Below are 23,213 nucleotides of genomic sequence, written 5' to 3'. Positions count from 1 at the left end.
TTTCTTTTATAAATCGACTTTTTTAAAATCATTTAACAATCTCCTCTTCATCTAGGCCAAGAACATTCCATTCACATGCCATTTGAGGCAATGCAAATTTTTTGATGCGTCTTTTGAAGTACTCAAGATTAGTCACAGATGGAGAAATGTAGTGCAAGCGATCAAACTTACCATCATCATTTAAATTTAGTACGAGACCTAGCTCTCCAGATGAAACTTGAGTAACACCTAAGAAAAGCCCAGATTTAGGTTTTATTTCACTATCCGAGGAAGGTGTTTGGTATTTTAATTTCACAACAGGATATTCTTCACAAATCTTAATGATATTCGAATAAGTATTTCTCAGTTCTTTAATACGAATAATTAGCAACTCATAAGTAGAGCCGTTTAGGCTTAAGAACTCTTGAGTGTCTAAATCATCATATTCATAAAAACTCTCAAATTTCTTTAAATTATAATGATAACCTAAGCTTTGTAGAGGATATGACTTTAGTGAATGATCAAGTGCCGAAAGATTTGAGTTAAAATAGTCTTTATACTTTAAAAACAACTCATTTCCTTCAACAACTTGATAGGCATTATCTAATTCTTTTTCAAAATTATGAATGCAGTCTCTTATGTCATATAGCCATTTACGATCTTGCATCTCTAAAATGGCCTTTAATTGTTCAAGGTCTTTAATTCCTTCAGGAGCAAAGAGTTGCATAATTTTATTATATTGAGATTTAAATATACATTTAAGTTCGGCCACAGAACTCTTTGCAAATGTCTTTTCAAGGCATTTAATATTTTCTAATGCGCTAAAAACTTCAAACGTAAACATTCTTTGAATATTTAAGTCTGTGCGCTTATTTTTATGATTTACATATTCATCAAATTCATAAAGTAATAACGAGGCCATTAGACGATTTGAAAAGCTTGTCCCCAACATTGAGTTGATGGCGTTTTCAATAGTCATTGTTTCAATATTTTTTTCAAAGCTTATATGATTATCAAAGTGAAATTTAAAAATAGAGTTTTCAACTTTATCAGAGTCCACATCAAAGATCATCTTTGATTTAGAAGCAGGATTTAAAAACTTTTGTAAGCTTACTTCAACACCTTCTCCTCTAAGAGAAGCCTGTTTAAAGTAAGTATTACATAATTCACTAGAGCCTGAATCCTTTTCAAAACGATACTTTTTTTGAGGAGTGATAATTTCTTCTTGAATACGATCTTCTTTTTGATAGAAATGAATTCCAAAGTTTCGATTTACTTCAGCTTCATGCCAAGTTAGTGCATTAAACAAGTGTCCATACGAAGACATTGTTTGCCCATAGCTCAGGCTAATTCCATAGAAGTATCTTTTGTGTTCCAATAAGTTTTGAAATTGATAAATAAGTAAGAATCTTCCGTTAAAGAGATTTAACTCATCTTTAATTTTCTGCGAATTCATTAAATCAAGACAAGTTAAACTATTAAAGACAATATGATCATTGTCTTTGAGTCTAAATGCTTCAAGAGCAAACTCAGACTTTGATAAAATACGAATAGAATCTAATATATTGATAAATTTCATTTAAAACCTAATTTAATTTAAACTTCACATCAACTGGAAAGACTTGTTTAACTTTAGAATTATCACAACTCAATTTCTTACCGTTGAACCATACCCAATTATAAATCTTTTGATTGAATGTGTCTGCACCACTATCATATTCAATATAACGATAGTGTGGAGCACTTGCATTGGCCAAAGAAGCTAGTAAACTAATAGCAGATGGAAATGCTCCCATTACTTCCCTATCATTGCAGCCTCTAATCTCCTTTGCTGAATCCACAACAAACTCCCCTTTAGAGTCTCTGATATTTCTAACCCATGAGCGACTTCGACAATTGTAATAATAACCAGAATCAGTTGCATATTCAAATGCACTTAAATATTCAATTAACCAATGTTCTTTCATCTGATTCTTAATATTAAAGTGGCGGACATATTTACGACAAATTAAAAATTTATTCCAATAATTCTTATGATAATTTTGAAATCTCTTAGCGATTCCCTCTTTAGACTTAAATACCCTTAAGGCCTTATCATAAACACTTTGGCATGAGTTTCTTAGGGTTGCTAATTCTTTATTTGTAAATAAATGTCCTGAGTTAATGACGTATTTTAAAGCTCTAGTTGGTAGAATTGGAGACTCTAAGCGATAAGCGCCTTTTGATGTACGACCGATATCATTGTGACCCATTGAATTTTCAAGGAATGCTTTAAAATAATCCCAATCAACATATTTCTTTAACGAATTAAGCCCATATGCTTTAGTAAGATCTTCATCAAGCATACTCTTTGCTATCAAAATAACCTCTGAGTCCCACTGGTTTCTCAAGTCACATAAACCACTCAAGCAACTCTTAAGGATAACACCACCTATAACTTGAACCTGAATTGTTTCTTCATTTGGAAACTTGCCATCAACGAGATATTTCAAGTCGCCAAATACTGCAACTCGTTGAGGTCTTCCATTGCTTCCAAGTAGCCTTGGTATATAGGCCCAAGAAAAGTTTGGCCTATTAATAGATGAGGAATAATTTTTCCAGATATCTTCAGTTTTACAATAATTTCTTTCTTTGTAGAGACGGCCACTCACAAGATCAATGTCATATTGGAAGGCACTATCACGGGGCGTTGTAATAAAAACGTCAACAAGGCGTTTTTTTACATCAATCTGTGGTGCAAAGTCGAAGAATAGATGACCAATTGTTCTACCTTCATAGTTTTTGTAGGAAAATTTCTCACCTGCATCAAACCAACTTGGGTTAACTTCTTTCGTCGGAAGTACAATTTTTTTTGTTGCACAACCAATTATAGTAAAGGCAAGTAAAAGAAAAATGAATTTAGTAGTTTTTTTGAATTGACAAATATACACATTATAGTCCAAAATCTTAAAACGCAATTAACGGTTCGGTGTTGGAATTGGTAGACAATCTGGATTTAAAATCCAGTGGGGGCAACCCCGTGCGGGTTCAAGTCCCGCCCGAACCACCATTTCTTTATTCTAATATTATCAACTTAACATTCAACTTAATCAAGCTCATTATTAGAAACATTAATTTCAGGATTTATTCGATGCGAAATTTATGCAGCAGATTTATTTTGATCGTCGTTATTGAGAATCTCTAGCATACACTCACCAATAACTTCTAAGACTGTATCTGAAACTGCTTCAAAACGTATACCAAGGCCTTTAGGTCTCTTTTGTGCACTTGTACGCATAATTGTAAAATCAATTGCAATTGCTCTTTCGAAGCGGCCTTCTGAGATAAAGATTGTTCCCATTGAATCTTGCGTAAAGACATCTTCAAATTGTGTCACTTCAATAAAGCCACCACTTAAAGAAAGGTTCGTTAAATAACCTTTAAATTCTTTTTGAACTCCGCGGATAGAGAACGAAACAATTTCTTGTAGGCCAACGCGATATTCAGTTCTTTCTATTAAGTATTTATTATTTTCTGGATTTTGCGGATCATCGAAGATCTTTTCTGCTTTTGTATTTAGCTCTAGGCAGTCTCTTGAAGGAACCCAAGAAGCTCCAACTTTCTTTTTCACAAGAGTGTCGCCTTTAATATTTCCTTTGATAAGATCTTCTAGCATCTCATCAAAACGAAGAGGACCGACAACTCCAGCACCTGTATCATATAACCAAGTCTTCTTATTTGAGATTTCATAAGACTTACCACTTTTAAGGCCTTCTAGATTAAGACTTTCAAGCTCATCATCATCTGATTGGGCTCGACTAGAAGAGGCCATCTCTAGTCCTCCACTTGAAATATCAAATTCACCAGTTACTTCTTCGCTCGCATCAGTCTCGTCAATAACTGGGCCGTCACTGATGAGAACATCTTGAGAGATCATATTAATCTTTGGCTTTAAGTCTTCTTCAGGATGATTAACTTCTTGTGTTTCATTCGTAACTTCTAAAACTTCTTCTTCCACATTATTTGTAGGAGTTTGAGAAGCTTTTAATGAATATTCTCTGAAGTGTTCAAGCTCTCTTTCTGCAACTTCAAGTTTAGCATTTAAGGCCTTGGCCTTAGCAATAACCTTAGAAAGGTTCTTCTTGGCCAATTTATTTTCTACAGAAAGATTCTTATATTTAACTTTTAATGCTTCAAACTTTTTCTTGTACTCAACGGCATCGACTCCACTATCTTCTATTTCACGAGCTGCTGATTTTGGAATATTCTTAATCGCATCACCAATACGTGTTTCAACTGCTTCCACCTTTACAGACATTTCATCACGTAATTGACCAACCTCTTCTTTAATTAGCCTAGAAATAATAGCTACTAACTCATTTTGGTCTGTACTTGGTGCTTCAACTTTTTGGATGATGGCCATACCTTCTGGCGAAGTTTCAGGACAATCAAAATCTGTAGGAGATTTTTGCAGGGCCTTTCTTACCACATCAGGAATCTGGTGCTCACTTAAATGACTCCATATTCCCTTTCCAGAATCAAAAGCATATTGATTTGAAAAAACGACTCCAGACAACGCCTCAACATAGAGATCGTTGAGATCAACTTCCCTAAAATCTGTTAATGTGTCTGCAATAATAATCTTTTTCAAAGTCATCCTCTTTTACTACTCTTAGTATATCGGTAAGATATTAATTAAAGTTTAATAATAACAAAGGCTTATATTCAATTTGTTTAGTATAGTTATCAAGTTTTCCTAGAACTAGTTACTAAGTGACTGAAAATACTTATTTTAAAAATTTATGAACAATATAGAAAACGAAATAAAATTGGCAAAAATAGTTGGTTTTGACCTAAATAAGGTCTCTGAAATCGAGTCTCAACTAAATAATGGCCATTCACAAGATCAAGATAACCTCTACCTTCAAGGCCTAAAAGAAGAGGCGATCAATACATCTCTATTGGATTTTTATGAGATTTTAAAAGAAGTACAATCCAGAAGTAATGGAGAGGAAGTTACCATTTGTGATATTGGAGCATCCTATTGCAAAATGGCATTTGTGGCCCAGGCCTATTTTCCTAAAATAACGATAGTAAGTATCGAGCCAGTAAAAGAGAGAATTGACTACGCCATCAATATTCTGGATTCATCAAAACATATCTTTTTAAACGACTACTTTAGAAAGACTCATGTCGAAAAATATCGCCCAGACTATATCTTTCTCTACTTTCCTGTATGTGATGCACTTGAGGAAATCTTAGAAATTATTGACTCACCTATTATCGCCATAGAGGCACACGGACAACTAATTAACCGATTAGGCCACGCATATAAGCATAAAGAATTATTTACGAAACTTATTATGCCAAGACATAATCCAATGAGTTACTTTTTTAGCAAGCGAAGAGACAGTGAAGCTATCGTATCTTTAAACCACCTCAGCTCAAGCGCTGACGACCTTATGATAATAAATGATAGAAAGCCTTGGTTTGCAGACAAAGAAGGCCTAAGAGCTTATTTTGATGAGGAAGAGAAGATTACCATTGAACTTCAAAACCCTCCTCGCACAATCCACTTTAGTGACAACTTAGAAACAATAAAAAGTAGCGAGCTTGATACTAACGTTCAACAAATCATTTCCATGCGACGTGAAGGTAAGCAAATTGATGGATGCTATATTCGTAAGATTTTTGTGGATGGGAGTTATGAGCTTTCAAGTGGGGTGATAAGAAAGAGAGACTTTCCCATAGCTCCAGAGGCAACAAAGCCGACATAAACGTCGGCTTGTTGAATATATTTTTTTAGCTAAAGTGCTGGGGAGCCTATAGTGCGTCAAATCTTAGCTTCGCTAAGATGCCGCACTATATATTTAGAGGTTTTTTATCAAAGGCATCAAGAGCAGCTTCTTTGAATGCTTCAGAATAAGTCGGGTGTGCATGACAAATGCGCCCGATATCCTCAGCAGCAGCTCTAAACTCCATTGCTGTTGCAGCTTCAGCAATTAAGTCTGCAGCACGTGGACCTACGATATGAACTCCTAGGATCTCATCTGTTTCTTTATCAGCTAGAACCTTTACGAAACCATCAGACTCATTTGAGGCACGAGCACGTCCACTTGCTTTAAATGGAAACTTCCCAGATTTATAAGGAGTCTTATTCGACTTAAGCTCTTGCTCTGTTACACCAACTGAAGCAACCTCTGGCCAAGTGTAGACGACACCAGGAATAAGGTTGTAATTGATATGTGGCTTTTGACCAGCAATGATCTCAGCACAAACAACACCTTCTTCTTCCGCTTTATGCGCAAGCATTGGCCCTGTTGTAACGTCACCAATTGCATAAATATGAGAAACGTTAGTTCTTAGATGATCATCAGTAACAACACGTCCACGCTCATCAAGATTTACACCAGCATTTTCAAGACCTAGCTTGTCAGTATATGGACGACGTCCAACGGCCATTAGGCAGTAGTCACCTTCAAGTTTAATCTCTTCTTCATTCTTTTTGTTTTTGGCCTTAACGTGAACTTTTGCGCCTTTTCTAACAACTTCAGTTACACCGTGACCTGTATAGAATTCCATTCCTTGCTTCTTAAGAACTTTTCTCATCTCTTTTGAGCAGTCTTTATCCATTGTTGCAAGAATTGAATCAGCATATTCAACAACAGAAACTTTTGATCCAAGTCTTAGGAAAACTGAACCAAGCTCAAGTCCAATAACTCCCCCACCAATTACGATGAAGTGCTTTGGAAGAGTTTCAAGCTTAAGAGCTTCTGTACTTGTAATGATTCTTTCTTTATCGATCTCGATTCCAGGAATTGTTGCAGGCTTTGAACCTGTTGCAATAATAAAGTTTTTTGCCTTAAGAGTTTCCTCTTTTTCACCTTCAACTTTAAGAGTGTGAGCATCTACAAATGATCCAAACCCATGGAAAGTTTCAACTTTATTTTTCCCCATAAGGTATGTGATACCACCTGAAGTATCTGCGACAACACCAGCGACACGTTCTGCCATCTTTTTTAGATCGGCCTTAACTTTACCAGTTGTGATTCCGTGTGCCTCAAACTCATGAACTGCTTCATGATACTTCTCACTTGAATCAAGCCATGCTTTTGATGGGATACAACCAACATTTAGGCATGTTCCACCAAGAGTATCGTATTTTTCAACGATCGCTACTTTCATTCCTAGTTGTGCACAACGAACAGCACTGATATATCCACCAGGACCTGAACCAATTATAACAACATCAAATTCTTTACTCATATTTATTCCTTAAAAAATTAAATTTTAAATTAGATATCCAGAAGCATTCTAGCAGGATCTTCTAACATCTCTTTTACCATCTTAAGGAATGTTACTGATTCCTTACCATCAATAATTCTGTGGTCATAAGATAGTGCAAGATACATTACAGGGTGAATAACAACCTGACCGTTAACTGCTACTGGTCTTTCAACAATATTGTGCATTCCTAGAATCGCAGATTGAGGAACGTTAATAATTGGTGTTGAAAGCATTGAACCAAAAACACCACCATTAGTGATAGTAAATGTTCCACCAGTCATTTCGTCTACTGTAAGCTTCCCATCACGGCCTTTAAGAGCAAGTCTTCTTACTTCTTTTTCAATTTGGGCAAGACTTAAGCTTTCAGCATTTCTAATAACTGGGACAACTAGACCTTTTGGAGTTGATACCGCGATACCAACATCTGCATAGTCGTGATAGATGATATTTTCACCATCAATCTGTGCGTTAACACCTTTGATTTCCATAAGAGCTTTTGTACATGCTTTTGTGAAAAAAGACATGAACCCAAGTCCGATATCGTGCTTATCTTTGAAAGCATCTTTATACTTCTTACGAAGCTCCATCACGTTATACATATCAACTTCATTAAAAGTTGTTAGCATTGCCGTTGTATTCTTAGCTTCCACAAGACGCTTAGCGATTGTCTTACGGATACGCTTCATTTTTACTTCTTCTTTTCCTCTACTTGCTCCACCCATTGGTGTTTGTGTTTCAATTTCAGGAGCTGGAGCAGCTTTTGCAGCTGGAGCCGAAGCTGGTTTAGAAGCTTTTGCATTTACTGCATCATTCTTTGTTATGCGGCCATCTTTCCCTGTTCCATTTACACTTGAAGCATCAATTCCTTTTTCAGCAAGGATCTTTGAAGCGGCTGGAGATGGATAATTCTTATCTCCACCTTCAGCTGCATTTGCGGCTGGAGTTGTAGGAGCTTCAGTTGAAGTTGGAGCATCATCACTTGAACCTTGTTCTGGAGCAGAAGCTGAAGTATCAAGCTCAGCAACTACGGCACCAATTTCAAGCTCTGCACCTTCTTCAGCGATAATCTTGATTACACCACTTTCTTCAGCAGGAAGAGGAAGTGTCGCCTTGTCTGATTCTACTTCAACAAGTTCGTCACCTTCGTTTACAAAGTCTCCATCAGCAACAAGCCACTCTCCAAGAGCTACTTCTGTGATTGATTCTCCAATTGGTGGAATAGTAATTTTTACGATTGCCATTTTTTATCCTTATTTATTTTTTAGCTAAAAGCTTTTTCTACTATAGTCTCTTGTTCTTTAACGTGTACCGAAGCATATCCTGTTGCTGGAGAAGCCGAAGCTTTTCTTGATACACAATCAATATCTCTAAAAGTATCACGCCAACGATTTAAATGCATCCAAGCTCCCATATTCGATGGTTCTTCTTGGACCCAACGGTGAGTTGCATCAGGATACTTATCAAGGATTTCCTTAATTTTAGTTGTTGGTAGCGGGTATAATTGCTCCAGACGAACAATGGCCACATCTTTACGGTCATTTTCTTGCTGATGCTTAAGTAGATCGTAATAAACTTTACCTGAGCAAAGAAGAACCTTCTTAACATCTTTAGCTTTCACCCAAGAATCATCAACGACTTCTTCAAACTTGCCACTTGTGAAGTCTTCTACTTTAGACTGACAAAGCGGGTGTCTTAAAAGAGATTTTGGAGTGAAAACAACCAGTGGTTTTCTAAATTCCCACTTAAGCTGACGTCTTAGAGCATGGAACATATTTGCTGGAGTTGTAATATTACAAATAACCATATTTTCTTCAGCACATTGTTGTAAGAATCTCTCTGGTCGACAAGAAGAGTGCTCAGGTCCTGCTCCTTCATAACCGTGTGGTAGAAGCATAACTAAGTTACTCATTCTTCTCCACTTACTTTCTGCAGCTGAGATGAATTGGTCGATAACAATTTGAGCACCATTAGTGAAATCACCAAATTGTGCTTCCCAAATATTTAGCGCATGTGGCGTTGCTTGAGAATAACCATATTCAAAAGCAAGTACAGCATATTCAGATAGAAGTGAATTATAGATATAGAAGTCACCTTGACCAGTTGTTAGGTGTTCTAGGCCACAGTATGCTTCATTTGTTTTCTCATCAAAAACTTTTGCGTGACGGTGTGAGAATGTCCCACGAATAACGTCTTCACCAGAAAAGCGTACATCATTTCCTTCTGTCAGAATTGAACCGTAAGCAAATAGCTCTGCTAGTGCCCAATCAATTTCATCATTCTCATAACTTGCCTTTCTTTGATCAAGAAGCTTTTGAGCTTTTCTTAAAGTCTTAAAGCCTTCAGGAGTTGAAGTTATTGATGAAATAATATTATCTAGAACGCTCTTTTCAACAGCAGTTTCAGGTGAGCTTAAAAAGTCTTCTAATTTAGAAAAACGAAGATCTCCCCACTCTCTATGTGGACCTGGTACTTTCTTTGGAATTTCGTTTTGTTTAACATTATTAAAACGATCAGAAAGAAGGTCTTTAAATTCTTTTTGCATCTCTTTTGCAACAGCACGATCAACTGATCCACTAGCTGCTAATTCTTCAATATACATTTCACGAGGATTCTTATGCTTTGAAATCATCCCGTAAAGTTCAGGTTGAGTATATTTCGGCTCATCACCTTCGTTATGACCGTGCTTACGGTAACAAACCATATCAACGAAAACATCACGCTTAAACTTCTGTCTGAATTTAACAGCAAGCTGACAAGCGTAAACAACGTCTTCAGGGCAGTCACCATTAACGTGAATAACTGGAATATTTAACATCTTTGCTACAGATGTTGAGTAATGAGATGAACGTGCATCTGTAAAGTCAGTCGTGAAACCAATTTGATTATTAATTACAAAGTGGATCGACCCACCTGTTCGGTAACCAGGAAGTTCCGACATTTGTAATGTTTCGTAAACAATCCCTTGACCAGCTACGGCCGCATCACCGTGAATGACAATTGGGATAATCTTACTTTCATCACCTTCATAAGCAATATCAATTTGTGCACGAGCATAACCAGTTGCCACAGGAGATACTGTTTCAAGGTGAGATGGATTTGGTAGAAGTTTTAAATAAACTTCTTTATCGTCTTCTGTTTTTGTTACAGAAGTAAATCCCATGTGGTATTTAACGTCACCATCACCTTCACCTTCAGCTTGTTCAACAGAGTTTCCTTCAAATTCAGAGAAGATATACTCATATGTTTTACCAAGAGTGTTGGCAAGAACGTTTAGACGTCCACGGTGGGCCATTCCAATAATATATTCTTTAGCTCCTAGTCTTGCACCTTCATTGATAACGGCATCAAGTCCAGGAATTGTCGACTCTCCACCTTCTAGTGAGAATCTCTTTTGACCTGTGTATTTTGTTTGAAGAAAGTTTTCAAAAACATTAGCTTCGTTCAGTTTGTGAAGAATTCGTTTCTTCTTATCAACTGTAAATTCTTTCTTTAAATATGTGCTTTCAAATTCTTCTCTAAACCAACGTCTCATTTCAGTGTCATCTGAGTGCATATACTCAACACCGATCTTTCCGCAGTAAAGCTTCATCATGTGGTCCATAATATTTTGAAGAGTCGTTGCTCCTAGGCCAACAAACTCACCACAAGTAAATACTTCTTTTAAATCAGAGTCAGTTAAATCGTAATCTTTTAAAGAAATATGGGCATGACGATCAATTCTTGGACGAATCGGGTTTGTATCCGATAGTAAGTGTCCACGTGAACGAAATGATTGAATAAGTCTAAATACGTTGAATTCCTTGCGAAGTTTTTCATCGCTGACATCTCCGCCACTAGCTGATCCCTTACCTGCACCAAACTCAAAACCTAGGAAAAAGTTACGCCAGCTCTCCTCAACTTCTTGAGGGTTTGCTTCGTATTGTTCATAGAGAGAGTCGATGTAAGAAATGTCTGAACTAGAGAGGGTTGAAAAGTCGAATTTTTCCATTTGATAAAATCCATTTTACTGCTTTGCAGTTACTACAAATTAATAATTTAGGCGTCTTAATATACATTATATCTTAACAGTTCGTGAAGTTTTCTTTTTGCACAGGCAAGCTTTGACTAGATAAAAATTAAAGTGATAAAGTCGGCTTCACCACACAAAAAATAACAGGAGAATTTATGGACTCAAGAAAATATATGAGTGATGCAATCAGAACGGAATCAAGAGACTTTGATGCGATGAACACACGTCTTTTAGACGATGGAGTTAAAAGACTTCTTCACGCTGGAATTGGTATTTCAACAGAAGCAGGTGAATTCCTTGATGCTCTAAAGAAGCATATATTCTACGGTAAGGAACTTGACCGCGTTAATCTTGCGGAAGAGCTAGGAGATCTTTTCTGGTATATGGCAATTGTTGGTGATGAGCTAGGAATTAAGTTTGAAGACGTAATGGAGCGCAATATCACAAAACTTAAGGCGCGTTATGGTGAAAAGTTCAGTGAAGAAAAGGCCGACAAGCGCGATCTTGAAAGCGAAAGAAAAATTCTTGAGGGTCAGGCTTTTAACTAATGAAACTTAACAGAATCTTTATATTTAATTTGGCGATCTTTTTAATCGCCTTAACTACTTTCTCATCTTGTCAGAGCGATAAACTACAATTCTATCGCCTTTCTGGCCCAACTATGGGGACAATATACAACATAAAATTTATTGCACCACAGGGATACAATGAATTAAAGCTAAAAAAAGATGTTGAAATTCGTCTCGATGAAGTCAACAAGGCCATGAGTACATATATAAGCGACTCAGAGATCTCATTATTTAACAAAATGAGTAAAGATGAGAAATTCTTCCCAGGCAATGACTTTAAGAGAACTCTTGAGCATGCACTTGATGTAGCGAAAAAGACAGATGGTACTTTCGATCCAACAATAGGAACTCTTGTAAACCTTTGGGGTTTTGGTCCAAATGGGAAGAGAAAGATTCCATCACAGTCTGATGTACTAGCTGCAAAAGAGAAAGTTGGTTATGAGAAAATCAAACTAGATGGCAATACTCTTACGAAGTCTGTTGATGGAGTCTACTTAGACTTATCTGCTTCTGCCAAAGGTTACGGGGTTGATGCATTAATTGAACTATTGAAGTCTCAAGGAATACGAAATGCCCTAGTAGAAGTGGGAGGCGAAGTACGAACAATGGGAGAATCCCTTACAAGACCGTGGAAAATTGGAGTCGAGTCCCCTTCTAATAAAGACGGCAATCCCGTCGTTCGTGTCGTAACAATGAAAGACGTTGCTCTAGCTACTTCTGGTGATTACCGAAACTTTTTTAAAGAAGGTGGCAAACGCTATCAACATACGATCAACTTCAAATCCGGAGCACCTGTTGCATCACAACTTGCATCAGTGAGCGTTGTTTCAGAGACATGTATGGATGCAGATGCATGGGCCACGGCCTTAATGGCAATGGGTAAAGAGAAGGCCATTGCCTATGCTAAAAAAAATAAATTGAAAGCGTTCTTCATCTATCGTTCTGACGATGGTTCAGGAAAGTATTTAGAGACATCGACAGAGGAATTTGATAAGATAACCAAGTAAAACACTCTGATACGGAGACATTATGGATTCAAATATTAAGTTATTTTTTGTTACTTTTGCTGTCCTTGCTATCTCGATTACGGGAATGGCAGTAGGTGTCATCCTTTCAAATCGTAAGCTTCAAGGCTCTTGTGGTGGACTTGGAAAAATCATTGGCGAAGATTGCATGTTTTGTGAAAAGAAAGAAGAATGCAAAGAGCACCCTGAAGAAGCGCAAGATTGCCTAAAGGCATAATCAAAATTCCTCAAATATATTTCAAATAACAAAAAGGCTCCAAATTGGGGCCTTTTTACTATCCTATAGGGCCAAAAGGAACCCTTTAAGCACTTTTGCACCAGCGTAAGTAGTTGAATGTACGTGTTCAAACTTGGCACAGTTCATGCTTTTATATTGGCAACAAAGCTATTAAACAGGAAGTTTAAAGCTGACGGCTTCAGGAAGAGCGAACCATTAGGGAAAAGAGGCCAATATGAAAAGTACAATGAGGAGAGCACTTTACATCACTTTAGGATTAGTTATGTTATCAATAACAATCCAAGAAAGAGTTCACGCAAGAACAATGAAGAGAATCACGCCTGAGCAAGTACAGAAACTTGATCGTGGAATGGCAGTTGAGACTTACAGAGGAGAATTTCTCGATATCAGCTCAATCTCAAATATCCGCAAGACTTTTGGAAACTTAGCAGATCTTAAAGATGGTCGCGAGATCAGACTTAAGAATGGTGATACTTTAACAGCACAAGATATCAAATTTCTATATGTTGAAAGATTTGGTGGAGATGCACCAAAGAGAGGAAAGAAGTTAGAAATCGCAAGAACACCACATGACGAGGAGTAATCAATTATTTTCAATACAATTTGCTACGTCTTCCTTAGTAGCAATGACCAGTAAGACATCCGGGTCGCTCGAAAGAGCGGCCTTTCTTTTTTTATCTGCAATTATTTTACGTCCTGTAGGCATCATTAAATAAAGAATTCTAAATCCTTTATTAATAAATAGTCTTTCATATTCCATAAAATCTAATACAGTCACTTCCATATTCTCAAGTAACATCTTCTTATGTGAAACCATGGCCTCCATACAAAAGAGCCCGCCTACACTTAACTTTTGAAATACGTTTTCTAAGTAATGAGAAATATCATCCTTAGATGAAAGATAATGAATATGATGAGAGTCTAAAATGAGATCAAACTCACCTTCTAATTCATTAAGTGAAAGACTTGATAAACATTTAAAGGAGCCTTGTGGAAAGTTTTGAGATGCCTTCTTAATCGCCTCTTGCGATCGGTCGATGCCCAAAGTTTCAAAGAATTCAAAAGAAGACAGTTGTAAACCTTGACCACAGCCTACTTCTAAAGTTCGATGAATATCAATTGAACTTAAATCAAGGGCCTTTGCCACAAGCTCTTGCAAGCTAGGTGCTAATTGAAAATGGTCACTATCTAAATGGGCCTTATTAAACTTATCCACACCTTAGTATAGCGGCCCCATCTCTACAAAGTCACTTGAGCGATAAAAATCATTTGGTGATAGTCCAGGTTGACCATGTGGAGGCTCATTTCCACCAAAGTAGCGGCGCCAACCATCTTCATTTACATCATAGCGCATCGGTTTTGGCGCAAAGTTCTCAATTGCATAAACACTCTTTAAAAGCTTATAGATAAATTCAGAGCAATAAAGCTTATCATCATCCCAAGTGTATTCATGGTCAAATGGCATATTTAAGAAATCATTTTGATAACTTTCTAAAAGAGCTCTTCTCTTTGTGAAGTTTATAAACTTAGGTCTTACAACTTGAACTGGCTTATTTGTATAGCGAAGAAATTTTGCAAGCGGTAGATGATGAACAATCCCAAGAGATTGGGCCACATATACTTTCGTTCCATATTTTAAAATAATACCAGAATGAGAAAATGGCCCATTGGTTTGTTTCTCAATTAACTCACAGCTGAAGCAGTCCATATCTAAAAGTAGAATATCTCCTGTTTTTAGCTCATCCATTGGTAGTGCCAATGTTTTAAGGCTAGCAAAAATCGACATTATCAGTATTAATCCAGCTGTCTTCATATCAAAACCTCTATCTTTTCAGATACTTAAAGTAGGTACTCCTCATTTCCCTACTATCATAAGACCAAGCTTTGCTGTTATACTACTTAAGTAACTAGATTTATACCCTAAAAAAAAGGGACAAGTAAAAATGAAAGGCATAATTCTAACGTTCATATTTTTAAGTTTCGCACTTGGGCACTTTGATATCTTTGCTTCCTCAAAGTCGTGCCCTACTGGACAAACATTCAATCGAACATTAAATCGCTGTATGTACACAGAAGGCTCAATCAAGAACCGAGATGAGTTCACGAAATGTGAAAAGATCGAAGGCAAGGCCCAAAGACAAGAGTGTATGAAGAATGCAGCAGATGAGCGCCAGGCCAAGGCCGTTGAAGAATTAGCAGAGGACGGCTCTGCTAGAGTAACAGGCGGTGAAGCAGAAGACACTGGAGATGGAAACTTCCTCACTGGCTTTTCTGAAGCTTGGGGTATTGTTACGGCCGTAACATCTGCGACTGTCGCAATCGCAAACTCTGATTGGTTTAGTGAAGATAACAAACCAACAGATGCTGACTCAACAAAGAAGCCAGTAGAAGAACCAAAACAACCAGAGCAAGTTGCAGAAGGTGAACAGCAAAATCCACCCGATAAAAGTGAAACTCAAGAACAAACTGAAGAAAATAATGATACATGTAAGTCATGTCTCGTTCTAAGTGGTGTCTCACTTTATAGCTTCTATCAAACGAAAATGAATCAAGAAGATGTAAAGAAGAAAACAGATGAGATGAAAGCTGAATATGAAGAGATCTCTAGTAATGCTGAAACCATGAAGAATGCACAAATGGCCGCATACGATATGTTAGAAAAAGAGCAGCAATATGTTGCTGAAGTTTCGGCCAAGCAAGCAAAGCAATTTAAGACACTGGCCTTAGGGTATACAGCAGCAGCGGGTGTAGCTGTCATGGAGATGTGGAGCACAGGCTTTGCAGCGTGTGGCTCATTTAAGGATTCCTTTACTAAACTAGATTCCCTAGCGGGATGGAAAGGTGTTTTTAATAACCCATGTGGAGTTCTTGTAAGCTCTGCAGTGACTGTTCCATCAGCCCTCCTCGTCTCTTCACAGGCAAAGAAGAATAAACAAGATGCAGAATCAAATGTTGAACAAGTAAAGATCTTAAAAGAGAAGTACACGAAGTCCATTGCTTCATTCTGTCCAGATGGAAGAGATGATTTAAGTAACCCTCCTTGTTACTGTTATACTTCTGATGGAAATAGAAATCCTAATCGAGAAAAGTCTAATACATGTCAAGCATACTGGAATCGTTACTTTGGTAAGTTTGTGGCAACAAGTGATTCAAGTCGAGCTGCAAAAAGTAGCAATCCAGAAGGCTGTATTTTTAAAGACGGGAAATTTGACCGCGAATGTCAGTGTCGTAAGTTAAAAAATAATAAGGGTGAAAACGCTTGTATGACAGTTTCTGTATCACCTGGTTCCCTAAGTGGAGCACTTGGAGGACTTGATGCTTCAGAAGGTGTAAGAGTCGCAAATGAAGCCCTTCAAGGAAACGGTGGAACATACAATGCTAGCACTTCAGATAAAACAGCTGCTATGGCAGGAAAGACGATACAGGCATTAAAGAAGAAAATCGAAGGACCTTTTGCAAAATCAACAGGTGTTAGTCTTGATAAAGTCGCAGATAAAATAGCTAGAGACCTTGCAAAAAGTGGAAATAATAATGTTGCTATCTTTAATGGTGCCGGAGCAGGTGAACAATTTGCTCGTCTTAGGCCAACAGATTCATCATTTCAAAATGCGCTAACTAGTGTAGAGAAAAACTCTCCAGCAAAGAAGTCTCTTGTTGTGAGAAAACAAAATACGCGTCGATCAAATAAGAAAAGCACTGGTAGTAAGTGGAAGTTTAGTAATGACTCAAGCTCTGAAGTTTTAAGTTATGGACAAGGAGCTGGTGATGGCGATTCAAAGAAGCGCTATGATTACGGTGATAACGATATTATTAAAGATAAGTCCGTCTCAATTTTTAAAGTTATCTCACATCGCTATGTTCAGTCAGGACTAAAGAAATTATTTGAAGAATAGATAGATTAGGAAAACTATGAGTAATGTTAACAAGGAAGTTCTATTTGGTATGACCAAAGATCATCTTATCTTTGATGAATCAATTAAGCGCTACTTTCACAAAGACTCATATAATGACTTTCAAGAATTTAAGAAATACGCCCATGAAAATGGAATTGATTTTTATGTAACAAGCTCATTTCGCTCTTTTGAAGATCAATTAAGGATCTGGAACGAAAAGTGTGAAGGTAAAAGACCGATCTATAATCGTGAAGGTGTTGAGCTAGACGTTGAGAAATTATCTTCCCATGAAATTGTAAAAAGCATTATTAACTGGTCTGCCCTACCAGGAACTTCACGTCATCATTGGGGAACAGAGCTAGATGTCGTTGATGGAAATAGCTGGCCACAAGGTTATCATATCCAACTCATACCTTCTGAATTTGAAAAAGATGGACCTTTTTATGAATTTGGCCAATGGCTAAATAAGCAAATTGAAGAGCAAAAAAGCTATTCTTACTATAGGCCATATCTTGAGGATCTTGGAGGAGTTGCTCCTGAAGCATGGCATATTAGTTACGCTAAGATTTCCGCAAAATATCACAAGCAATATACATACGAAATTTTCTGTGAATTATTAGAGCATGAAAAGATGCGTGAGCTTACTTTCTTAGATGAAGTGAAAGCAAACTCACAGCATATATATGATCATTTCTTTAAAAAACTTTTGGCCTAATCAAGGCAATTTAATTCTTCAACGTAGAAGCTATTATAACCTTCAACATCATTTGAAGTAACCTGAGTTAATTCATATTCTCCGTTAGAACATTCTTCAAGGTAATTTCCTTGTTTAAAGTCTACAACAAGAGTTTCATCCTGAGTCTTGATAACTTTAATAGGAATCGCTGTTCCAAGCATTCCAACCTTAACTTCTTTAAGCTCACCTTGAACAGAAAAAGCTTGTGCACTAAGTGAAATAAATAGAACTGATAATACTGCTAAAATCTTCATACTGGCTCCCTAAATAGTTTTAAACTATTTATCACAATTGAGCTTCTAGCATGAGTTTTGAGTAAAACTTACAAACTTTTCTTTTTTAAGCCAATTGCATCTAACCATTCACTATTAGCAGCGATAAGCTTTCTTGCCTTAAGATCAAAAAGCCCTACATCCATAGTAATCGTATTATAGACTTTACCATCATGATCACGCATTTCTTGCTGAATCGTTAAGACCTTTGGATTTTTAATTTCGATAATCTTCGTATGAATCTTTATAGGCTGTCTTAATGTTAGCTCGGCCTTATATTTGATATTGATCTCAATAATAACAGGGCCACGTTTTTCTTTCATGATACGGCCAACACCCCAATTATTCTTAGTGATCATCTCCCATCGTGCCTGCTCATAAATTTCTAAATATGTGGCATTATTCATATGCCCTAAAAAATCTAAATGAGTCTCTTGCACAATAAAATCAAAGACAGATTCTTCCACATCGTAATTTTCAATATTTACATCAAATTGTTCACTCATATTTAGCACCTCTAACTTACTGAAATCTTAAAATTGGCCATTTAACTTGGCAAGTGGCCAAAGGCTATTTTACCTCTTGCTCAACTATAAATGAACAGGTTTTTAAGTACTTAAGTAATGCAACACCCCTCAAGAGGCCAAAACATGCTTAAATACTCAACTTTTAACAATAATTAACCGATTAGAACTTATAATTTAAGTAAGGATAACTTAACTTTCGAGATAACTATGAACATGAAAAAACTATTCGACACTGCAAAAGTATCATTCTATCTACTGCCAATACTTTGGTTATTGAATAATACCGTATATGCAAATCTAGGCAGTATAGACTGTTATAATAATAGTGGTCAAAAAGTTGAAATAGATCCTCCCATACAATTCAATCAAGCTAGTTGCAAGCAACGCGGTGGAAATCTCGCACGAACAACACTCGCTGGTACTGGTGAAACAGTATTAGTTCGCTTAACTCCTGATGAAATTGAACAACAAGGTCTATCATCCAAAGCACCTATTGAAGGCGTAGTAGATGGACCACAAGGTGACGATAATAATGTGACAGTCACAAGAACAGAAACGACAACTTGTACAGGATCATTGGCTTCATGTAATACAGCGTTTGATATATCAGGAACAGCTGAGGCTGCAGGACAAAGTGCTGCAAGAGGAGCAGCAAGAGCGGCAAGAGAAGAAGCGGCAGGTAGCGATGATAATAAGACAGTTTGGAATACATGCTACTCGACAGCTAATGGGGAGACATTAACCCCTGATAAGTTTAAAGAATGCGCAAATAGCGCTTGGGATGATTTAGTTATTTCAAATATCTCAAGTGATGATGTTGCTTATCGTGGTTCAAGTGCTGCAAGAGAGTGTCAGGCAGTCTTTGCAAAGGCTGCAAATGGAACTGATTGGAAAGATATTTCAAAGGATATCTACTCTAATGGAAGTGCAGATCTAGACTATAATAAGGCCGTAGCAATTTTTACAGTACGTCTTCATGGCGATTCTAAAAGAGGTCAGGAAATTCCTTCTGTGACAGTTTCAAAAGCAGCAAAGAAAGTTGCAGCTTGTTCTCAACTAGCAGCAGTCTTTGGTGAAAATTTTAAAGAAGGAAGAGAACAAGAAGATCCATATATTAATCCTGAAAAGTTAACATCAATGGATGGCAAGATCACTTGTAACCTAACGGGACTAGAAACACTTGATTATGACGAGTGTTCAGCTCTTATCGTAGCTCATAATAGTGCGGAAATTGGAACAGCTGCAAATAATACATTCCAACAATATGAGGCCCAATCACTTCGTAGTGAGCAGCAGCAAAAGCTTATGAATATGGACCCTAATTCAAATGTGACAACGGAAGCGCTTAAAACACAAAAAGATAACCTTGCCACTCAACAAGATATGGCAGAAAACAGACGCGCCATTCAAGCAGCAAGACTAGCGGCCATCGCTGGTTTCTCAGCGGCCATCCCAACAGTTGATGACTTCTTAGATAATCCAGCATTTTGTGAAAATCCAGTAGATGGTGCAATTTCAAAATTTGATACACATGTAAGTCAATTAACGACAGGTATTGGCGAGGGAAAAGTACTTTGTCGAAATCTACTGGATGGATCAAGATTTAATTACTTTAGAAATGGAAATGCAAAGAGAGCTGGGAATAAGATCGCAGCAGAAGCAGGTGTTGAAGTAGCGGCAGAGACCATGGCCGTTTCTCAACTTGGAAAACAAAAGAAAATGATTGATGGAGCGATTGGAAAAATCGAAGGGATGAACACTCTTGAACTACCAGAAGACTTTTATCAAAATGAAGATGTTTATATGCAATTTTGTACAGCAAACCCGACTCACCCAGATTGCCAGACAGGATTTGGTGCAGCTGTAAATGTCCCAAGTTTTGGCGACTATAATGTTGGAGGCTTTGGAACAAACCAAGCTTACCAGCCTACAGATACAACAGAATCAACTGGTTCGGCAGCTTCAACAACTTCAGACCCAACTGCCGCTAATGTTGATACATCAACAGCGGTAACAAAGTCATCTCCAAGCGGAGGACTTAAGGGAAGATTTGGTTCTGGTGCAACTGTTACAGAAGGTGGAGGCCTAGCACAAGGTGCCGGTGGTGGTGGAAGTAACCCTGGTGGCGGCGGAGGCGGCGGAGGCTCCTCAGCAGGCGGTGGCGGTGAACCACAAGCCGGAGCGACAGCAGCTTCAGGTGGAACCAAAGGTCTAAGCTATATCGGTGGACGTGGACCAAGTTTTGTTGGTGGACGTGGAATCGCAAGTAGAAGAAAGAACACAAAGAATGATGCAAATCCATTTAAGAATATGTTCGATAAAAATAAGAACCGTAACCTAAGTTCACTTAACTTTAAAGGTAAGGCGGCCATTGGTTCAAAGTCAGGAAATCTCTTCCAAAGAATTTCATCTGCCTATGATAAGGCCAATAATAAAGGAAACCTTTTAAAGTACGAAACAAAATCAATTGAATAGAAGCTAAAGTACGAACAAATACATCAAAAGTTTAAACACTGGGGCCAGATAATTTGGCCCCATTCTAGTTCTAGCCTAATAAAATCAATTACTTAAAAAGAAGAAAATTGGCACGTAACGTGTATGTGTATAAAGTAACTAAATGAGCGAGCACGATGCGTCGCAACGTAGACATAATGATGCCGAAAGTGCATATTTCAAGGACTGAGATATGAAAAAATCAAGGGAAGATATGACAAGTGTTCAAGAGATCCTGTTAAGTGAACTAACACAAGCAAGAAGTTACGTAGAAAGAATCCTTCACGCAGTATGTGAATTGAGTGACACTCACCTAACGCCTAAAGCTAGAGTAGTTATTCAAGAATTTAGCGCTGAATATGAGAAATTAGTTTGTGAACTAATTATTCCAAGTCACTTTGGAGAACTAAATCTCATTCACCAAGATAACTTCCGCCAAGGAAGAGAAAATCTTAGAATAATGAATAACTTTATTGAAAGCTTTGTTGCTCTTGGGCCAAAGAATGATGAAGAAGTTGTTGGTACAATCACAAGATTAATTAATCTCGTTTATAAGTACACGAGAGAATTACACCTCGTTCTTATTGAAAAATCATCACTTGATGTGGCCACTCCTCGTATGGGTCTACTTAAGGCAATTGATATCAAAGAAAAGAAAGAAGTCATCAAACCACATGCAGTTATCAAGAAAGGTCCTTTTACTTTGATTGAAGGCGGACGTGTTGATGAGATTGACGAAGATGAGTTTGAAGATGAGGCCAGCCTTAATCCTCCACTCTACTTTCTTGAAACATTAGAAATTTTAAATCTTGCACATGCTAAGACTGCGCCAATACTTGGAATGAATGCAAAAAGAGAAGAGAAATATGAGCAAAATATTTCACAAGCTCACGTTCTAGTATCTAAGAAAGATCTGGCCGGCGCCCTAGAGTTATTTGAAAAGGCACGTGGCCATAAAGAGACGGCAGAAGTCTTAACACTGATGGCCTGGGTAAACTCTCAAATGGGAAATAACGAAGAAGCAAAATCTCTTTGCTTAAAGGCCATTGAGATCGATCCTGAATATGGTGCTCCATACAACGATCTAGGAACCCTACTTTTAAATGAAGGTCATATCAATGAATCAATCAAATGGTATGAACTTGCTAAGAAGGCCCCTAAATATACAAATCGCGAATACCCGTACATCAATGCTGGTCGCGCATATATGCAACTTAATAACTTCGACAAAGCAATGGAAGAGTTTGAAGTTGCTCTTAAATTAGTTCCTGAAAATCAAGAACTTCGCCACACTGTTAGTAAAATTCGTGCTTCAGTACTAAAAGAAGAAGATAATACGACAAAGCGCGGCTTCCAAAAGTTCAAAGTTGATTTCTCCGATAACCAAGGCGATAATGATAACCAACCAACACAATAATTAAAGGTATGGATATCATTTATGGCAAAAGTTTCAGCACGTGAGCTAGCAAAGTTTTTAAATAATCATTTAAATATTTATGATTACCAAGACTATGGACCAAATGGCCTTCAAATTGAAGGTAGTTCTGAGATTTCAAAAATTGCATTTGCTGTATCAGCACAACGTGACTCAATTGAAAAAGCAGTTGAAATGGGAGCAAATGCAATGATTGTTCACCATGGACTATTCTGGAAATTTCATGGAGTAAGAACCGTTACAGGAAGCTTTGCAAAAAGAGTTAAACCTCTTATTAAAAATGATATTAACCTATTTGGTTACCACTTACCTCTTGATGCTCATCTTGAGGATGGTAATGCTGCTGGAATAGCAAAGAGGCTTGGTCTAAAGGACTTAGCACCATATGGGGATCACAAAGGAATGCCTACAGGTCTTCAAGGAAGGTTTGAAAGACCTCTCTCTCCAAGCGAGCTAAAAGACCTCCTAAAAAATATATTAAATCACGATATCATTCATAGTGAACCAAATGATGAAAAGATTTCATCGATGGGAATCATCACAGGTGGAGCTAACTCAGATTGGCGCTACTGTGTTCGCGAAGGGTTAGATGCCTATCTTACGGGAGAAATGAGTGAGCACGACTGGCATGAATCCAGAGAAGAAGGAATCCACTTCTTTGCAGGAGGCCATAATGCGACAGAAAGATTTGGTGTTCTTGCGCTTAAAGACTTGATTGAAGAAAAGTACGGGATTGAGTGCGTCTTCATCGACTCACCCAACCCAGCCTAG

Annotated in this window: 20 protein-coding genes and 1 tRNA gene; 11 read left to right on the top strand and 10 right to left on the bottom strand. The window is 37.5% G+C overall.

The window, feature by feature from the left end:
- Nucleotides 1-28: 28 nt before the first annotated feature.
- Both ACMAZI_RS06870 and ACMAZI_RS06865 read right to left on the bottom strand, forming a co-directional pair.
- Nucleotides 29-1,558: an NADH-quinone oxidoreductase subunit C gene (locus ACMAZI_RS06870; protein ID WP_115363325.1), complete on the bottom strand. Its 1,530-nt coding sequence runs from the start codon at nt 1,556-1,558 to the stop codon at nt 29-31.
- Nucleotides 1,559-1,565: 7 nt separating this feature from the next.
- On the bottom strand, nt 1,566-2,909 hold the full coding sequence (locus ACMAZI_RS06865) for a hypothetical protein (protein WP_412473495.1): 1,344 nt from the start codon (nt 2,907-2,909) through the stop codon (nt 1,566-1,568).
- Nucleotides 2,910-2,941: 32 nt separating this feature from the next.
- Here ACMAZI_RS06865 and ACMAZI_RS06860 point away from each other — a divergent pair.
- A tRNA-Leu gene (locus tag ACMAZI_RS06860) sits at nt 2,942-3,028 on the top strand.
- A 90-nt stretch (nt 3,029-3,118) separates the two neighbouring features.
- Here the strand turns inward: ACMAZI_RS06860 and ACMAZI_RS06855 are convergent.
- Entirely contained in the window at nt 3,119-4,609 is a 1,491-nt protein-coding gene (locus tag ACMAZI_RS06855; protein WP_158536913.1) for a PilZ domain-containing protein, read from the bottom strand.
- 151 nt (nt 4,610-4,760) lie between these two features.
- On the opposite strand from ACMAZI_RS06855, the gene ACMAZI_RS06850 reads away from it, so the two are divergent.
- Complete coding sequence (locus tag ACMAZI_RS06850; RefSeq protein ID WP_412473496.1) at nt 4,761-5,735, top strand: hypothetical protein; 975 nt, start codon at nt 4,761-4,763, stop codon at nt 5,733-5,735.
- 85 nt (nt 5,736-5,820) lie between these two features.
- Here the strand turns inward: ACMAZI_RS06850 and lpdA are convergent, their stop codons facing one another.
- From lpdA to ACMAZI_RS06835, 3 genes are read right to left on the bottom strand one after another with little or no spacing between them, the layout of a single operon-like run.
- On the bottom strand, nt 5,821-7,224 hold the full coding sequence (gene lpdA / locus ACMAZI_RS06845; protein WP_412473497.1) for a dihydrolipoyl dehydrogenase: 1,404 nt from the start codon (nt 7,222-7,224) through the stop codon (nt 5,821-5,823).
- Nucleotides 7,225-7,253: 29 nt separating this feature from the next.
- Nucleotides 7,254-8,486, bottom strand: a complete 1,233-nt coding sequence (gene odhB / locus ACMAZI_RS06840) for a 2-oxoglutarate dehydrogenase complex dihydrolipoyllysine-residue succinyltransferase (protein ID WP_412473498.1) — start codon at nt 8,484-8,486, stop codon at nt 7,254-7,256.
- A gap of 20 nt (nt 8,487-8,506) precedes the next feature.
- Entirely contained in the window at nt 8,507-11,233 is a 2,727-nt protein-coding gene (locus ACMAZI_RS06835) for a 2-oxoglutarate dehydrogenase E1 component (protein WP_412473499.1), read from the bottom strand.
- A 176-nt stretch (nt 11,234-11,409) separates the two neighbouring features.
- On the opposite strand from ACMAZI_RS06835, the gene ACMAZI_RS06830 reads away from it, so the two are divergent.
- The 4 genes from ACMAZI_RS06830 (at nt 11,410) to ACMAZI_RS06815 (ending at nt 13,669) form a co-directional block, all read left to right on the top strand.
- Complete coding sequence (locus ACMAZI_RS06830; protein ID WP_115363339.1) at nt 11,410-11,802, top strand: nucleoside triphosphate pyrophosphohydrolase family protein; 393 nt, start codon at nt 11,410-11,412, stop codon at nt 11,800-11,802.
- Nucleotides 11,802-12,830 carry an FAD:protein FMN transferase gene (locus ACMAZI_RS06825; RefSeq protein ID WP_334678363.1) on the top strand — a complete coding sequence of 343 codons (1,029 nt, stop codon included), beginning with the start codon at nt 11,802-11,804 and terminating at the stop codon, nt 12,828-12,830. Before ACMAZI_RS06830 ends, ACMAZI_RS06825 begins: the two co-directional genes overlap by 1 nt.
- A 22-nt stretch (nt 12,831-12,852) precedes the next feature.
- Nucleotides 12,853-13,065 (top strand): (Na+)-NQR maturation NqrM, encoded by a 213-nt coding sequence (gene nqrM, locus ACMAZI_RS06820; RefSeq protein WP_115363343.1) that lies wholly within the window; start codon nt 12,853-12,855, stop codon nt 13,063-13,065.
- A gap of 235 nt (nt 13,066-13,300) precedes the next feature.
- Nucleotides 13,301-13,669 (top strand): hypothetical protein, encoded by a 369-nt coding sequence (locus ACMAZI_RS06815; RefSeq protein ID WP_115363345.1) that lies wholly within the window; start codon nt 13,301-13,303, stop codon nt 13,667-13,669.
- Here ACMAZI_RS06815 and ACMAZI_RS06810 read toward each other — a convergent pair whose 3' ends face one another.
- Together ACMAZI_RS06810 and ACMAZI_RS06805 are read right to left on the bottom strand one after the other, a co-directional pair.
- On the bottom strand, nt 13,670-14,302 hold the full coding sequence (locus ACMAZI_RS06810) for a class I SAM-dependent methyltransferase (RefSeq protein ID WP_115363347.1): 633 nt from the start codon (nt 14,300-14,302) through the stop codon (nt 13,670-13,672).
- Between the two features lie 3 nt (nt 14,303-14,305).
- Entirely contained in the window at nt 14,306-14,899 is a 594-nt protein-coding gene (locus tag ACMAZI_RS06805) for a YiiX/YebB-like N1pC/P60 family cysteine hydrolase (protein WP_115363349.1), read from the bottom strand.
- Nucleotides 14,900-15,029: 130 nt separating this feature from the next.
- On the opposite strand from ACMAZI_RS06805, the gene ACMAZI_RS06800 reads away from it, so the two are divergent.
- Complete coding sequence (locus ACMAZI_RS06800) at nt 15,030-16,979, top strand: hypothetical protein (protein ID WP_115363351.1); 1,950 nt, start codon at nt 15,030-15,032, stop codon at nt 16,977-16,979.
- A gap of 16 nt (nt 16,980-16,995) precedes the next feature.
- Nucleotides 16,996-17,694, top strand: coding sequence for a M15 family metallopeptidase (locus ACMAZI_RS06795; protein ID WP_115363353.1), 699 nt, complete (start codon nt 16,996-16,998; stop codon nt 17,692-17,694).
- On the opposite strand, the gene ACMAZI_RS06790 is transcribed toward ACMAZI_RS06795, so the two are convergent.
- Together ACMAZI_RS06790 and ACMAZI_RS06785 are read right to left on the bottom strand one after the other, a co-directional pair.
- Nucleotides 17,691-17,969: a hypothetical protein gene (locus ACMAZI_RS06790; protein WP_115363355.1), complete on the bottom strand. Its 279-nt coding sequence runs from the start codon at nt 17,967-17,969 to the stop codon at nt 17,691-17,693. The genes ACMAZI_RS06795 and ACMAZI_RS06790 overlap by 4 nt on opposite strands.
- Nucleotides 17,970-18,037: 68 nt before the next feature.
- The gene (locus ACMAZI_RS06785) at nt 18,038-18,493 is read right to left on the bottom strand and encodes an acyl-CoA thioesterase (protein ID WP_115363357.1); all 456 of its coding nucleotides are present in this window, start codon (nt 18,491-18,493) and stop codon (nt 18,038-18,040) included.
- A gap of 234 nt (nt 18,494-18,727) precedes the next feature.
- Here ACMAZI_RS06785 and ACMAZI_RS06780 point away from each other — a divergent pair, with 234 nt between their 5' ends.
- The 3 genes from ACMAZI_RS06780 (at nt 18,728) to ACMAZI_RS06770 (ending at nt 23,213) form a co-directional block, all read left to right on the top strand.
- Nucleotides 18,728-20,989, top strand: coding sequence for a hypothetical protein (locus ACMAZI_RS06780; protein ID WP_412473500.1), 2,262 nt, complete (start codon nt 18,728-18,730; stop codon nt 20,987-20,989).
- A 211-nt stretch (nt 20,990-21,200) separates the two neighbouring features.
- Complete coding sequence (locus tag ACMAZI_RS06775) at nt 21,201-22,424, top strand: tetratricopeptide repeat protein (protein ID WP_120405026.1); 1,224 nt, start codon at nt 21,201-21,203, stop codon at nt 22,422-22,424.
- A 21-nt stretch (nt 22,425-22,445) separates the two neighbouring features.
- Nucleotides 22,446-23,213: a Nif3-like dinuclear metal center hexameric protein gene (locus ACMAZI_RS06770; protein ID WP_115363361.1), complete on the top strand. Its 768-nt coding sequence runs from the start codon at nt 22,446-22,448 to the stop codon at nt 23,211-23,213.

Origin of the sequence: Halobacteriovorax sp. YZS-3-1 (assembly GCF_047084945.1) — a bacterium.
Classification (GTDB): Bacteria; Bdellovibrionota; Bacteriovoracia; order Bacteriovoracales; family Bacteriovoracaceae; genus Halobacteriovorax_A; species Halobacteriovorax_A vibrionivorans.
This window is presented reverse-complemented; position numbering and strand designations above follow the sequence as displayed.